The sequence below is a fragment of the Pelagibius marinus genome (genome assembly GCF_014925385.1).
In the GTDB taxonomy this organism is placed as follows: domain Bacteria; phylum Pseudomonadota; class Alphaproteobacteria; order Kiloniellales; family Kiloniellaceae; genus Pelagibius; species Pelagibius marinus.
Window position 1 is genome coordinate 1 of the sequence record NZ_JACSDK010000026.1, and the last position, 13,661, is coordinate 13,661.

At 67.5% G+C, this 13,661-nt stretch carries 12 protein-coding genes; 3 read left to right on the forward strand and 9 right to left on the reverse strand.

What is annotated here, in order from left to right; translation table 11 throughout:
* From H7X47_RS25535 to H7X47_RS25545, 3 genes are all read right to left on the reverse strand, one after another.
* Positions 1-313: hypothetical protein (locus H7X47_RS25535; RefSeq protein ID WP_227010818.1), on the reverse strand; the 313-nt coding region annotated here is incomplete at its 3' end.
* A 4-nt stretch (positions 314-317) separates the two neighbouring features.
* Positions 318-1,154 carry an outer membrane lipoprotein-sorting protein gene (locus tag H7X47_RS25540; RefSeq protein WP_227010819.1) on the reverse strand — a complete coding sequence of 279 codons (837 nt, stop codon included), beginning with the start codon at positions 1,152-1,154 and terminating at the stop codon, positions 318-320.
* Positions 1,114-3,531 (reverse strand): efflux RND transporter permease subunit, encoded by a 2,418-nt coding sequence (locus tag H7X47_RS25545; protein ID WP_193371619.1) that lies wholly within the window; start codon positions 3,529-3,531, stop codon positions 1,114-1,116. Before H7X47_RS25545 ends, H7X47_RS25540 begins: the two co-directional genes overlap by 41 nt.
* A gap of 121 nt (positions 3,532-3,652) precedes the next feature.
* Between H7X47_RS25545 and H7X47_RS25550 the strand changes: the two genes are divergently transcribed.
* Complete coding sequence (locus tag H7X47_RS25550; RefSeq protein WP_193371620.1) at positions 3,653-4,321, forward strand: TetR/AcrR family transcriptional regulator; 669 nt, start codon at positions 3,653-3,655, stop codon at positions 4,319-4,321.
* Positions 4,322-4,333: 12 nt separating this feature from the next.
* Here H7X47_RS25550 and H7X47_RS25555 read toward each other — a convergent pair whose 3' ends face one another.
* The 6 genes from H7X47_RS25555 to nusG all read right to left on the reverse strand — a co-directional run bounded on the left by H7X47_RS25555 (position 4,334) and on the right by nusG (position 10,520).
* The gene (locus tag H7X47_RS25555; RefSeq protein WP_193371621.1) at positions 4,334-5,347 is read right to left on the reverse strand and encodes a DUF3179 domain-containing protein; all 1,014 of its coding nucleotides are present in this window, start codon (positions 5,345-5,347) and stop codon (positions 4,334-4,336) included.
* Between the two features lie 56 nt (positions 5,348-5,403).
* A complete protein-coding gene (locus H7X47_RS25560) occupies positions 5,404-6,738 on the reverse strand; it encodes a 3-deoxy-D-manno-octulosonic acid transferase (RefSeq protein ID WP_319633686.1) in 1,335 nt (444 codons plus the stop codon).
* Positions 6,735-7,673 carry an NAD-dependent epimerase/dehydratase family protein gene (locus tag H7X47_RS25565; protein WP_193371623.1) on the reverse strand — a complete coding sequence of 313 codons (939 nt, stop codon included), beginning with the start codon at positions 7,671-7,673 and terminating at the stop codon, positions 6,735-6,737. Before H7X47_RS25565 ends, H7X47_RS25560 begins: the two co-directional genes overlap by 4 nt.
* 190 nt (positions 7,674-7,863) lie before the next feature.
* Positions 7,864-9,108, reverse strand: a complete 1,245-nt coding sequence (gene pseC / locus H7X47_RS25570; protein WP_193371624.1) for a UDP-4-amino-4,6-dideoxy-N-acetyl-beta-L-altrosamine transaminase — start codon at positions 9,106-9,108, stop codon at positions 7,864-7,866.
* Positions 9,096-10,094 (reverse strand): UDP-N-acetylglucosamine 4,6-dehydratase (inverting), encoded by a 999-nt coding sequence (pseB, locus tag H7X47_RS25575; RefSeq protein WP_227010820.1) that lies wholly within the window; start codon positions 10,092-10,094, stop codon positions 9,096-9,098. Before pseB ends, pseC begins: the two co-directional genes overlap by 13 nt.
* Before the next feature lie 168 nt (positions 10,095-10,262).
* Positions 10,263-10,520, reverse strand: a complete 258-nt coding sequence (nusG, locus tag H7X47_RS25580) for a transcription termination/antitermination protein NusG (protein ID WP_193371626.1) — start codon at positions 10,518-10,520, stop codon at positions 10,263-10,265.
* 391 nt (positions 10,521-10,911) lie between these two features.
* Between nusG and H7X47_RS25585 the strand changes: the two genes are divergently transcribed.
* On the forward strand, positions 10,912-12,207 hold the full coding sequence (locus H7X47_RS25585; RefSeq protein ID WP_319633687.1) for a nucleotide sugar dehydrogenase: 1,296 nt from the start codon (positions 10,912-10,914) through the stop codon (positions 12,205-12,207).
* 43 nt (positions 12,208-12,250) lie between these two features.
* On the forward strand, positions 12,251-13,231 hold the full coding sequence (locus H7X47_RS25590) for a GDP-mannose 4,6-dehydratase (RefSeq protein ID WP_193371627.1): 981 nt from the start codon (positions 12,251-12,253) through the stop codon (positions 13,229-13,231).
* The last annotated feature ends 430 nt before the right edge of the window (positions 13,232-13,661 follow it).

Below are 13,661 nucleotides of genomic sequence, written 5' to 3' on the forward strand. Positions count from 1 at the left end.
TGCGGTTCTCGTCGTCGGCGTCGAGGCGCAGGAAGGGCACGAAGGTGATGCGGTCGTCGCGCCGGTTCCAGCGGTAGCGCAGTTCCGGCTGCACGGCCAGGGAGGGCGAGACGCGGGTGTTCTTCTGCTCCGGATACTGCGGCGATTGCGGGAAGATGCGGGTCTCGCCGGCGACATAGCCGGAGAAGTCCAGCTTCGACCAGTCGATGAGCGGTTCTTCCTCTTGGGCCAGCGCCGGCGCCGCCAGGCTGAGAACGCCCAGCAGCACCGCCAAGGGCGCCGTGGCGGCGCCTGCGAACCTCCCCCCTGGCATGGCCTCAGCGCAGCCGCTTCAGGCGGTTGGGATCAAAATCGTTCTCGTCGAGCCCGGTACGGAATTCCCAGTTGTCGAAGGTCAGCCGCGTGGTCTTGCCGGTCTGGTGGTTCTCCATGTACCAGTCGTCGGCGCGCCAGTACTGGTCCAGGTACTGCTTGTAGCCGCCGAAGGTCAGGGTCTTCAGCAGCGAGTCCTTGCGGTCGTAGAAGTCCACGCGCTGGGCGCGGTATTCGACCTGGTCGATCCACACGACCTGGCGCGTGTAGCCGGAGTTCTCGTAGAGCGGATAGCGCTCGACCACAAAGCAGGAGAGCGGGCCGCAGGCCTCGTCGCGCAGCCAGCGGTAGTCGTACTTGTCGACTTCCTGGGACAGCATGTCCTCGTAGGCGAACTCGCTGCCCACGAAGGGGCCGGACTTGTTGGCCGAGGAGATACGCTTCACCCGCTTCAGCGCCGGCAGGTAGAGCCACTGGTCGTCGGGGTCCAGGATCTTGGTGAAGCTGAGGAAGGCCGTGCCCTCGATATCGCGGGGATGGTCGAAGACGATCAGCGACTTGTCGCCCAGCTCGCGGGCGGGCACCTCCAGGGTCTGCAGGCGCAGCTCGCGGGTGCTGCTCTGGCCCTGCTTGTTGCTCAACACCATCTTCAGCTCGGCATAGCTGTCCTCGAAACCGAGGTCGCGGCGGTCCATCTCCTCGGCGATGGCCCGGCCCTTTTCTTCCGGGGTCTCGGCCAGCGCCGCCCCGGCGAAGCCGAGCAGCAGCGCGGCGAGAACGGCGGCGCCCAACGCCAGCCGGTCAGTCGGCTGCTTGTGCAAGGGCATGAGGTGTATCGGCATGCTTCTTCTCCTTGTCGATGGCCAGCAGCAGCGGCGGCAATAGCAGGAAGTCGGCGATAAGGGCGGCGAAGATCGCCAGCGCGGTCAACAGGCCCAGGCTCTGGTTCAGTTCGAAGGCTGAGAGGGCCAGGGTGGCGAAGCCGGCGACCAGCACCGCCGAGGTGACCCAGAGCGCGCGGCCCACGGTGGCGAAGGCATAGCGCACGGCGTCTTCCGGGCTGGCGCCCTTCTCGCGCCGGGCGCGCAGGTACTTGCTGAGGAAGTGGACGCAGTCGTCGACGATGATGCCGAGGCTGGTGGCCGCGACCACGGAGGAGGCCAACCCGATCTCGCCGACCAGGAAGCCCCAGAAGCCGAAGGCCATGACCGCCGGGATCACGTTGGGGATGATGCTGAGCCCGCCGATCTTGAAGCTGCGCAGGGCGAGGATCAGCGACAGCGAGATCAGCACCAGGGCCAGGCCGGTGCCGAACAGCATGGACTGGATGTTGCGCTCCGAGATGTAGGCGAACATGACGAAGGGGCCGGTGGGCTCGCTGGCCGAGGCCGGCATGTTGGCGGCGACCCAGTCGTCGGCGGCGTTCTTCAGCAGGCGCGCCTGCCGTGTGGTGATGTTCCTCAGGGTGGCGATGACGCGCAGCGAGGACTTGTCGACGTTGATCTGGTTGTTGAGATCCAGGCCGTAGGGCAGCGACATCTCGAAGAGCAGCAGGTACTGGGCCGCCAGCTCGCGCTCCTCGGGCAGGCGGTACCAGGCCTCGTCGTCGCCGTGCATGTTCTTGTTCAGGCGGCGGAAGATGTCGGTCATGGACTGCACGTGCACCACCTCCGGGCGCTGGCGCAGCCAGATGGAGAAGGCGTCGACCTGTGCCAGGTAGTCCGGCTCGCTGATGCCGCCGGTCCCGGTTGCCGGCAGGGAGAACTCCATCTGGTAGATGCCCGAGAGATTCTCCATGGCGAAGTCGGTGTCGGCGCGGAAGGGGATCGAGGGCTCGAAGTAGTTCACGAACTGGTCGTTCAGCTCGATGCGCGGGATCCACACCGCCAGCACCACGACCAGCCCGGTCATGCCCCACAGCAGGGCGCGCCGGCGGCGCAGCACGAACTCCGCCAGGCGCGCCATGGCGTCGTTGCTCTCGCTCTGGCGCTGGCGCGCGCGCAGCGGCACCACCGCCAAAAAGGCCGGCAGGAAGGTTACCGAGTAGATCCAGGCCGCGGTCACGCCCATGGCGGTCATGTTGCCCAGGTCGCGGAACGGCGGGGCGTCGGAGAAGTTGAGGCTCAGGAAGCCGATGGCCGTGGTCAGCGAGGTCAGGAAGACCGGGCTGAAGTTGACGCGGAGACTCTCGACGATGGCCGCCCGCTTGTCGGCGCCCTGGCCCATGGCGTGCAGCAGGGTGACCAGCAGGTGAATGGAGTCCGCCACCGCCAGGGTGAGGATGATGGTCGGCGCGGTGGAGGAGGGCGGCGTCAGCTGGATGCCCAGCCAGCCGGCCAGGCCCATGGCGCTGGCCGCGGAGAGGCCGACGACCAGCAGGGTGACGACGGTGCCGGCGATGGAGCGCAGGAAGATCAGCAGGCCGGCGATGATGATCCCGTACATGATGGGGATCAGGGTCGTGAGGTCGGCCAGGCTGGCCTCGCTGAAAGCGGCGTTGAGCGCCACCAGGCCGGTCACCGCGACCTTGATGTCCGGGTGATCGGCCTCGAAGGCGGCGACCAGCTCGCGGGTCGCGGCCATGGCCTCGGGGACCTCGAATTCGTTCTCGCCCGGCAGGGTGAGGGTCACGTTGACCGCGGTGGTGCGGCTGTCGGGGGCGACCAGGCGGTCGACCAGCAGCGGCTCCTCCAGGGCGACGGCGCGGATCGCCTCCAGGCGCTCCGGCGTCAGCGCGGCGCCCGTCTCCAGCAAACGGGCGGGCACCAGGTCCTCGACGGTCAGGTCGTCGCCCTCGGCGTAGCTGTGCTGAAAGTTCGTCAGGGAATCGACGCGCCGCGAGAAGGGCAGCTGCCAGGAGGCCTCGGTCAGCTGGCGCAGCGCGGCCAGGGTCTTGGGCGTGAAGACGTCGCCCTCGGCCGGCTGCAGGACGATCAGGATGTTGTCGTCCTTGGTATAAACCTGCTGCAGGGATTCGAAGGCGCGAAGCTGCGGGTTCTCCTCGCTGAAGAAGACCCGGTAATCGGTGGAAAAGCCCAGGAAGCGCCCGCCGCTGGCCAGGGCGACGGCCGCCAGCAGGCAGGCCAGCAGCACCGCCCAGCGCCAGCGGATCACCCAGCGGGCATAGGCCACGACCCAGCCGTCGCGGCCCTGGCCGTTTCCTGGATTTTTCCCGGAATTGCTTGCTTTTTTGCCGCTTTCGTGGCCTTGGTATACCATGGACGCTGCCCCGTTGTCGCTTGGATGCCGGTCTTCGTGGTAGTGTTATTGCAGAGAAGATGTTGTAAACTACACGGTGCAGTGTACATCTGCATTTGGGTTGGATGTCAAGTGATTGGTGATGTCTGAAGACGTGGAAGCTGACAGCGCCCTGACAGGCTGCCCGCCGGAGACGGCGGCAAATGGCGAGGAATCGGCCTCGCCGAAGCGCTCGGCGATCATCGCCGCGGCGACGGAGCTGTTCACGCAGTCCGGCTACGGCGCGGTTTCCATGGACGCCATCGCCGCCAAGGCCGGGGTGTCGAAGCGCACCGTCTACAGTCACTTTCCGGGCAAGGACGTGCTCTTCGCCGCCGTCATGACGCGCCACTGCGCCGCGGTTTCTGGGGAGAACGTCTGGACCCTGGATCCGGACGTCGAGCCGCGCCAGATGCTGACCGACCGGGGCCGGCGCTTCCTCAGGCTGATCACCTCGCCGGAGGCCGTTGCCCTGTTCCGCACGGTGACCGCGGAGGCCGAACGCTTCCCCGAGCTGGGCCGGGCCTTCTTCGAAACCGGACCCAAGTGCTGGTTCGGCAGCTTCGAGGACTACCTGCGGGCCCAGGACAAAATGGGCCGCCTGCGGGTGCCCAATCCGGAAGTCGCGGCCAAGTTCCTCTTCTCCCTGCTGAAAGACCCGCTGCACATGCGCATGATGCTGGGCGTGCAGGCCAAGGTCACGGATGAGGAGATCGAGGCCCACGTGAAGAACGTGGTCGACGTCTTCCTGGAGCAGTACCGCCGGGACTGAGCCGGCGCCAGGCTACTGCCGGATGACGCCCTCCGGGCGGAAAGCGTGAAAGACGAAAGCGAAGGTCACGTCGTAGGGCACGTCGACAAGCCCCCGGGCGCCGCGGCGCTGCACCACCACGTTGCCGACCTCGCGCCCCCCGGCGATGGTCCGGCTGTCCAGGGCGGAGGCCTGGCCCGGCGTCCAGGTCAGCACCAGATCGCCGCTTTCGACCCGCCCTTCCCGGCGCAGCAGCTCCAGGCTCCAGGCCTCATCTCCGATGGCGACCACCCGCGCCAGGGGTGCGATGCCCTGCGGCAGGCTGCCGTCGTAGAGGAAGGGGCGCGCGGCGCTGTCGTAGCCGACGTAAGGGTTGGCGCCGTAGGGGCGCAGTCCCGGATCGCCGGGCACCAGCACTTTGCCGTCGGGGAATCTGGCGGCGAAATTCTCCCAGGACTCCAGCCGCGACGGCAGCAGTTCCAGGCGCTTGCCGGTGTGTGCGCCGACGATGGCTTCGCCCAGGAACTGCTGCCACCAGCTCTCGGTCGCGCGGTCGTACATCACCAGGTCGGAGTGACGCAGCAGGCCGGTGGTGCCGAAAGTGGTGGCTTCGCCATCGACCCGGCGGTCGAAGACGATGGCGGCGTTGCACAGCGGACAATAGGTCACGGCGACCGGCGTGCCGCCGACGGTGTCGTTGACGATCTCGTGCCAGGTAAGGACGCGCAGGGGATAGGCGCGGGCATCGCCGGCGATCTCCAGGCCGATCACCGGCTCCGCCGGGGCGAGGTTGCCGGCCTCGGCCACCGCCACGAAGCGCGGGTCGTCGATGGCGGGAATGCCGTCCTTGGGCGGGCCGCCGCTGAGAATCTCGTCGAAGGGGACGGAGGCCTTGGAGAAGTCGGTGTCGGGCCAGTCCGCGGCCCAGCGTTCCGGATTGGCCCGCGCTCCATCGGCCACGGCCAGGACCAGGGCCAACGAAAACACGAAGGCGGTAAGCCCGACAGCGACCCAGCCGCGCGGGCGCGGGCGAAGCGGCGTCTTCATGTAGCCATCATGAATGCGCCGCGGCGGCCGGGGCCAATCAATTCCGCTTGATGGGGTTAGAGGTCGACGATTTCCCGCAGCAGGGGCGCCAGGGCCTCCATGGTCCGGTCCAGCACGCCGGCCTGGGTGTCGGCATAGCTGCGCGCCGCGGCAATCATGCCATTCCGCAGCTCCGCGTTTTCGTGCAGCTCGGCCACCGCCGCGGTCAGGGCCGCCGCGCTGTCGACCTGGCGCAGAGCGCCGGCCGCCGCCATCTCGGCGGCCATGCGCGCGAAATTGGCGGTGTGCGGGCCGGAGAGGATGGCGCAGTCCAGCTTGGCCGGCTCCAGCACGTTCTGGCCGCCGTGCGGCACCAGGGAGCCGCCGACGAAGACCACCGTCGCCAGGCGGTACCAGAGGCCCATCTCGCCGATGGTATCGGCCAGGTAGATGTCGATGCCGGGCTCGATCGGCTCGCCGAGGCTGCGCTGGGCGACATTGAGACCCAGGGTTTCCAGCTCGCGGCGGACTTCCTCGGCGCGGTTGGGGTGGCGCGGCGCCAGGAGGGTCAGCAGCCTGGGCAGGTGGTCACGCAGGGCCTGGTGGATTTCGCCGGCCATGCGGTCCTCGCCGGGATGGGTCGAGGCCGCGAGCCAGCGCGCTCGGCCGTCGAGCGCCGCCTCCAGGCGCGCCAGCTCAGCCGTGTCGGCGCTCAGCGGCACCGCCGCCGCCTTCAGGTTGCCGGGACAGATCACGTTGTCCGCCCCCAGCGCCGTCAGATGCTCCTGGTCCTCCGGCGAGCGCGCCAGCACCAGAGAGAACTTCGACAGCAGCTCGGCGATGACCGGCCGGGCGCGCCGCCAGCCGCGGTAGGAGTCAGGGGAGATGCGGCCGTTGACCAGGACCAGTCGGGTGCCGCGCCAGGCCGCCTTGCGCAGCAGGTTGGGCCAGAACTCGGACTCGATGATCAGGCCGACCTCCGGGTGCCAGTGCCCGAGGAAGCGGTTGACGGCGCTGGGCAGGTCGACCGGCACGAACTGGTGGATCACCCCTTCCGGCAGCCGCTTGGCCATCAGCCGGGCCGAGGTCACGGTGCCGGTCGTGATCAGGATGCTGAAGCCCGGCCAGTCGCGGCGCAGGCGCTCGATCAGAGGCAGGGCGGACTGCGCCTCGCCGACGCTGGCGCCGTGGATCCAGATCAGCGGGCCGGCGGGACGGGCGACGCCGGGCCGGCCGAAACGCTCTTCCATGCGCTCGGGGTCTTCGCGGCCCCGCTTGCGGCGGCGGTTCAGGTAGTGGCGGATCGCCGGCCCCGCCAGGGTGCCCAGCGCCTTGTAGAGGGCGAAGACGCCGCAGGCCAGGGCGCGCCCGAGCGGGCCCTGGGCGGGGCGTTCCGGTGCCCGGGGCTTCACCGGGCGGCGTCCTGTTGCGGGTCGCGGAAAGTCATGGCCAGACCCTCCTCTACACCGAAGGCGGGGGACCATCCAAGACTCTTCCGGATAGGTCCGTTGTCGACGGTGAGGCTCCCGGCCAGCGCCGCCACGGCATCGCCGCGGCCGAGCAGGCTTCCGGCCCCTTTCAGGAGAAACAGCGGCAGGGCGAACAAGCGTACCGGGCGGCCGCAGGCCCGCCCGATGCGCCGCGCCAGCTCCGGCGTCGAAAGGTCCTCGCCGTCGCAGAGCGCCAGGGGCGCGCCGGGGCTTGCCGCGCAGGCTAGGGCCGCCTCGACGGCGCCGGCCAGGTTGCCGACGAAGAGCAGGCTGCGCTTGTTGTCGATGGCGGCGAGCGGCAAGGGCCGCCCGGCCGCGACCAGGCGGGCCAGGCGCCGGAAGTTCCCCGGCGCGCCGGGACCGTAGATCAAGGGCGGACGCAGGATGACCAGGACCATGCCGCCCGCGGCCTCGCGCAGCGCCGCCTCGGCCTCCAGCTTGCTCTGCTGATAGGGACTGGCGGTCGCCGGTTCGCGCTCGGCCACGGCGGCGCCGATGGAGCTGAGGAAGACGAAATGGCGGACCCCGGCGGCGGCGGCCTGGGCCGCGAGCGCGCGGCTGCCTGCGACGTTGACCCGCCGGAAGGCGGCCAGCGGGTCCGCCGCGGTCTCCCGCAGTACGTGGACGCGGGCGGCGCAGTGCACCACCGCGTCGACATCCGCCAGGGCCGCCGACCAGTCGGTGGACTCGTCGATCTCGCCGACGACGATTTTCTCGATACCCTCGGGCACCTTGGCGGCGGCGCTGCGCACGCTGCCACGCAGTGTCCAGCCGCGGTCCCGCAGGTGGCGGCAGATCGCCGCGCCGGCGAAACCGTTGGCCCCTGTCACCAGCGCCCTTGCCGGCGTCTCGCTCATGCCGCTGTTCCCGGCCGCTGCCCCGGCAGCAAACTTCTCAACGCTTCGCGTCCGTCGAGCGCGGCCAGGTGCGGCTTGCCGGAAATTGCTGAAGCGAGGGCTTCATTTCTGCGTTCATACCCTCTGCTTTTAGGACGTGAGAGGCCTGCAAGGCAAGCAATCCGCAGCGGAGCGGCAGGATTGCTTCGTGCTATGGCTGGGTATGCCCCAGGACCTGGGACAGGGCGGCCACCGCCCGGTCGACGTCTTCTTCGTCCATAGCGGCGAAGAGCGGCAGGGAGAGCGTGCGCGCGTAGTAGGCCTGCGCGCCCGGCAGGTCGAGCGCGCCGTAACGTTGCCGGTAATAGGGTTGCAGGTGCACGGGGATGTAGTGCACCTGGCTGCCGATCCCCGCGGCACTCAACTGCTTCATGACCTGCGCCCGGCTGATCCCGGCGGCGTCGAAGTCGATCAAGAGCGGGTAGATGTGCCAGGCCGGCCGGGAGGCGGCCGAGCGGGCGATGGGCCGCACCAGCGGGTCGAGGGCCGCGATCGCGCGGTCATATCGGTCCGCCAGCCGGCGGCGCTGGCTGGTAAAGCGCTCAAGCTTCTTCATCTGGCTGAGGCCGAGGGCGCACTGGATGTCGGTGACCCGGTAGTTGAGGCCCACCTCCGCCATTTCGTAGTACCAGGGGTTGACGCTGCCGTCGGCGTCGAAGGCCAGGTCGCGGTTTTGCATCTCCAGCGGTTCGCGCGCCATGCCGTGGTTGCGCAGCCGTTGCAGGCGTCGGGCCAGGTGGTCGTCGTTGGTGGTCACGGCGCCGCCTTCGCCCATGGCGATGGTCTTTACCGGGTGGAAGGAGAAGGTGGTCATGGCGCTCAGGCGGCCGTCGCCAATCGGCCGGTCGCTGCCGCCGGCCTCGCGGTAGCGGCTGCCGATGGCGTGGGCGGCATCGTCGACCAGGGTGGTACCGTGCTCCGCCGCCAGGGCCGCCAGTGCCGGCAGGTCGGCACACTGGCCGGTCAGGTGCACCGGGACCACGGCCTTCACAGGCCGGCCCGGCGCGGCGGCCGCGCGCGCCAGGGCCTCGGCCAGCTGCGGCGCCTCCATCAGGCCGCTGTCCGCCTCGCAGTCCGCAAAGACCACTTCGCCCCCGGCCAGGCGCACCGCATTGGCGGTGGCCAGGAAGGTGACACTGGGGACAACGACTCGGTCGCCGGGTTCGAGGTCGAGGGCGAGGGCGGCCAGGTGCAGCGCCGCCGTGCCGTTGGCGCAGGCGATGGCGTGCTTGGCCTCGGTGACGCCGCAGAGGGCCTGCTCGAAGGCGGCGACGGCCGGACCGGTGGTCAGCCAGTCGCCGCGCAGCACCTGCGCTACCGCTGCAATGTCGTCTTCCTCGATGAGTTGCTGCCCATAGGGCAGGAAAGGCGGTTCTTTGGGAGCTATTTTCCGCATTCTGCGATCATGGCGGCGAGGCGCTCGCCGCCGAGCCAGTCGTCGTTGATATTGCTGGCAAAGCGGAAACCGGAGGGAACAGCCTTGGCCCCGCTGTGCTGCTGGGTCAGCTTACCGTGCTGGCTGTATTCCGGGTAGATGATGTAGCGATCGCCGATGTCCAGCGTGTTGCGGGCGTCGTCCTCGGTGATCAGCGCCTCGTGGATCTTCTCGCCCGGGCGGATGCCGACGATCTTGTGCGGAAGGTCCGGGGCCATGAACTTCGCGAGTTCGGTGATCTTCATGCTGGGGATCTTCGGCACGAAGAGCTCGCCGCCATGGGTCAATGCCAGGCTGGACAGCACGAAATCGACACCCTGCTGCAGGGTGATCCAGAAACGGGTCATCTCCGGGTCGGTGATCGGCAGACAGTCGGCGCCTTCGTCGATCAGCTTGCGGAAAAAGGGAATCACGCTGCCGCGCGAGCCCATGACATTGCCGTAGCGCACGACCGAGAAGGAGGTTCCGTCGCGGCCACTGAGGTTGTTGGCGGCCACGAAGATCTTGTCGGAGGCCAGCTTGCTGGCGCCATAGAGGTTGATCGGGCTGGCGGCTTTGTCGGTCGACAGCGCGATAACCCTCTCCACCCCGTTGCGCAGGGCGGCGCGCACCACGTTCTCGGCGCCGATGACGTTGGTCTGAATGCATTCGAAGGGATTGTATTCGGCGGCCGGCACCTGCTTCAGGGCGGCGGCGTGGACGACCACATCGACGCCCCGCAGCGCCATGTCCAGGCGCTCCGCGTCGCGCACGTCGCCGATGAAATAGCGCAGCGCCGGGTAATTGTCAGTGGAGAGGCTGAGCCCCATTTCATACTGCTTCAGCTCGTCTCGCGAAAAGACGATGATCCGGCGCGGCTTGTAGCGCTCCAGGACCGTCTGGATGAACTTCTTGCCGAAGGATCCGGTGCCGCCCGTGACCAGGACGGATTTCCCGTCGAGGTTCAAGCAGTTGCCGTTTGAAAATTTGTTTTGTTCCGACGTCATAGCCCGTCGGTTATGCGCTCAATTGATTAAAAATTAGTATGAACCAGGGATTAATTTAGCCGGGGAGGGGGCCTAAGCGCTTGGCGTGTAGTCAATTCAGCGAGGCCCGCAATTCCAAACGCCGGCCGCTCAGGCGCCGGCGGCGAGCGAACTGGGGGGCGTCTCGACGCGGACTTTCCGGCCCAGCAGGTCCAGCAGGAGGACGCCCCGCTTCCGGTCGGCCATTTTCTCGAAGCAGCCGGCGCGGCCGGCCAGGGCGCCGGAGACGATCCGCGGGGCCTCGCCCTTGCAGAAGCCCTTTGGCTGCAGCTCGATCACATCCAGCATCAAGCGGGTCGAATCGGCCTCGTCGTCGTCTTCGATTGCCGGGCCTGAATGGGTGCTCAAGGGCGGCTCCGCTGTCTTCGCCCCTGGCCCCTTCCGCCGGGCCGGCCGCCGCCATGGCCTGTCTGCCCGCTGAAAAAGCCGCTGCATATTGTTCATGAAATGAACGATATTGCGATTCATCGCGATAATTCATTGATTTGCGTGGTCCTGATGGCCTAATGCGGCGCCCTGGCGGGGTTGCAGCGGGCGCCTTGGAGGCGATATGAGGAGGCTGACATTCTTCCCGCGAGGGATGGTCGGAGAGGACCGGTCCGGTGAATCGTTGCGCTGTTTTCGCTTTGTCGGCGGCTCGCGGGCGGTGGCGATTGCGGCTGGACCTGCTCGCGGATTGCACTACAAAGGCAGCGCCACCCCCTGGCGCGCCTTCGTTGACTGAGAGGAGATTTCCCGCGTGACCCTGCCGCAAGACCCGAAAGTGGCCATCATTGGCTTGGGCTATGTGGGCCTGCCCCTGGCCGTGGCTCTCAGCCCGTCCTTTGACGTTCTGGGCTTCGACGTTGACCGGCGGCGCGTCGCCGAACTGGAAGAGGGGCACGACCGCACCCGGGAAGTCGAAAGCGCCACCCTGCAGGCGGCGGCGCTGGCGCTGAGCTCCGATCCGGCGACGCTGGCGGGGCGCGATCTCTTCATCGTGACCGTGCCGACGCCGGTCGACGCCGCCAAGCAGCCCGACCTGGGCGCGGTCGAGGCCGCCAGCCGCATGGTCGGCGCGGCGCTCTCGCGCGGCGCCGTGGTGGTTTACGAATCGACGGTCTACCCCGGCGTGACGGAGGATGTCTGCGGCCCGATCCTGGAGGAGGCCTCGGGCCTCACCGCCGGGCGCGATTTCTTTCTGGGATACTCGCCGGAGCGCATCAACCCCGGCGACCGGGTGCACTCCCTGGACAAGATCACGAAGGTCGTGGCGGGACAGACACCGGCGGTCACCGATTACCTGGCCGATGTTTATGAGAAGGTCACCGAAGCGGGGGTGTTTCGCGCCGCCAGCATCAAGACCGCCGAGGCCGCGAAGGTGATCGAGAACGCCCAGCGCGACATCAACATCGCTTTCGTCAACGAGGTAACCAAGCTCTTCAACAAGATGGATCTTTCGGTCTACGACGTCCTGGAAGCGGCGCGCACCAAGTGGAACTTCCTGGACTTCCGGCCGGGCATGGTCGGCGGTCACTGCATCGGCGTCGACCCCTACTACCTGGCCCATTGCGGCGAAGTTCTGGGGCTCCACCCCCAGGTCATCCTGGCCGGGCGGCGCACCAACGATTCCATGGGCTATTACTTCGCCGAGCGTGTCGTCACGGCCCTGGAGGCGCGCGGCGAGGCGCGATCGGGCGCCGCCAAGGTTCTGGTCCTGGGGCTCACCTTCAAGGAGAACGTGCCGGACCTGCGCAACAGCAAGGTTGCGGATCTCATCGCCGGCCTGCGCGAGAAGGGCTGCGAGGTCTCTGTGCACGACCCTCTGGCGGACCGGGAGGAGGCGAAGGAACTCTGCGGGCTGGACATCTTGGACGACCTGCAGTCGGCCGCCGGTTTCGATTGCATTGTGGGCGCCGTTTCCCACGAAGCCTATGGCCGCTTCGCGCCGGCCGACTTCGAGCGCCTGCTGGGCGGGCGGGGGATCGCCTTCGATCTGCGGAACATGTGGGCCGACAGCGAGCTGCCCGACGGAACGCAGCGACTTTCGATCTGATGGAAAAGCGGGTGAGGCAGATGTTCTGGAGGAGCGCCGCGGCATGACGGTGATCGTAACCGGCGCCGCCGGCTTCATCGGCTTTCACGTTGCCTCGCGGCTCATCGAAGAAGGCCGTGCCGTGATCGGCATCGACAACCTGAACGACTACTACGATCCGGCGCTGAAGCAGGCCCGGCTGGACAAGCTCTCCGGCCACAACGGTTTCACTTTCCGCCGCCACGACATCCAGGACCGCGAGGCCATTCTGGGTCTGGCCGGCGAGTTCCCGGAAGTTACGGAGATCATCCACCTGGCGGCGCAGGCGGGCGTGCGCTACTCGCTGGAGAACCCCTTCGCCTACGTCGAGAGCAACGTGATGGGGCATCTCTGCATGATGGAGCTGGCGCGCCGGCTGCCGCAGTTGCGCCACTTCGTCTACGCTTCTTCCTCCTCGGTCTATGGCGGCAACAAGGAACTGCCCTTTTCGGTCGCGCAGCGGGTCGACAGCCCGGTCTCGCTCTACGCCGCGACCAAGCGCAGCGACGAGCTGATGGCGTCCTGCTATGCCCATCTCTACGACCTGCCGAGCACGGGCCTCAGGTTCTTCACGGTCTACGGCCCCTGGGGCCGCCCGGACATGTCGGCCTACATTTTCACCAAGGCGATCTTCGAAGGGCGCCCCGTCACCATCTTCAATCACGGCGATATGCGCCGCGACTTCACCTATATCGACGATATCGTCGCCGGGGTGCTGGCGGTGACGGAACGGCCGCCCCAGCGCGAGGGCGAGGCGCCGCCTCACAGGGTCTACAATCTGGGCAACCACCGCTCGGAGCCGCTGCTGCGCTTCGTCGAGCTGATCGAGCAGGCCTGCGGGCGCGAGGCGATCAAGGAGTTCGCCGAGATGCAGCCCGGCGACGTGAAGGAGACCTACGCCGATATCGAGCCGGCGCGCCGGGACCTCGGTTTCGAGCCGAAGATCTCGATCGACGAGGGCCTTCCACGCTTTGTCGAGTGGTACCGCGCCTACCACGGGGTCTAGCCGGCCGCCGTGTGAACTGGCCTTGGACGTAGCCTCAGGCATGCTATTTACTAAAAAATAATGTATAAAAAAATAATTTGCATAGGGGAAAAGTAAAATGTTTTATTGCGCCGCCGCTGCAGCTGCCGGAGCGATCCGGCCGGCGGCATGGTCGGGCGGTGGCCCAGGCGCGGCACTGCCGGCGCCGCGGCTTCCGCCTTGTGCCGGAACGAATCGTTGGGATCGGACCCGGGTGCAGTCTTGACCTATCACCGGTATGTTCCTTGATTAACAGATGCAAAGGCGCTAAGTCCGATTTCGCACCTGCAGCATCCCCGAAAGTTGAGGACCACTTCCTTCATGGACCATCTGGACGCTCTGGAAGCGCAATCCGTCTACATCCTCCGCGAGGCCTATGCCCGGATTGAGCCCTTGGCCATGCTCTGGTCCC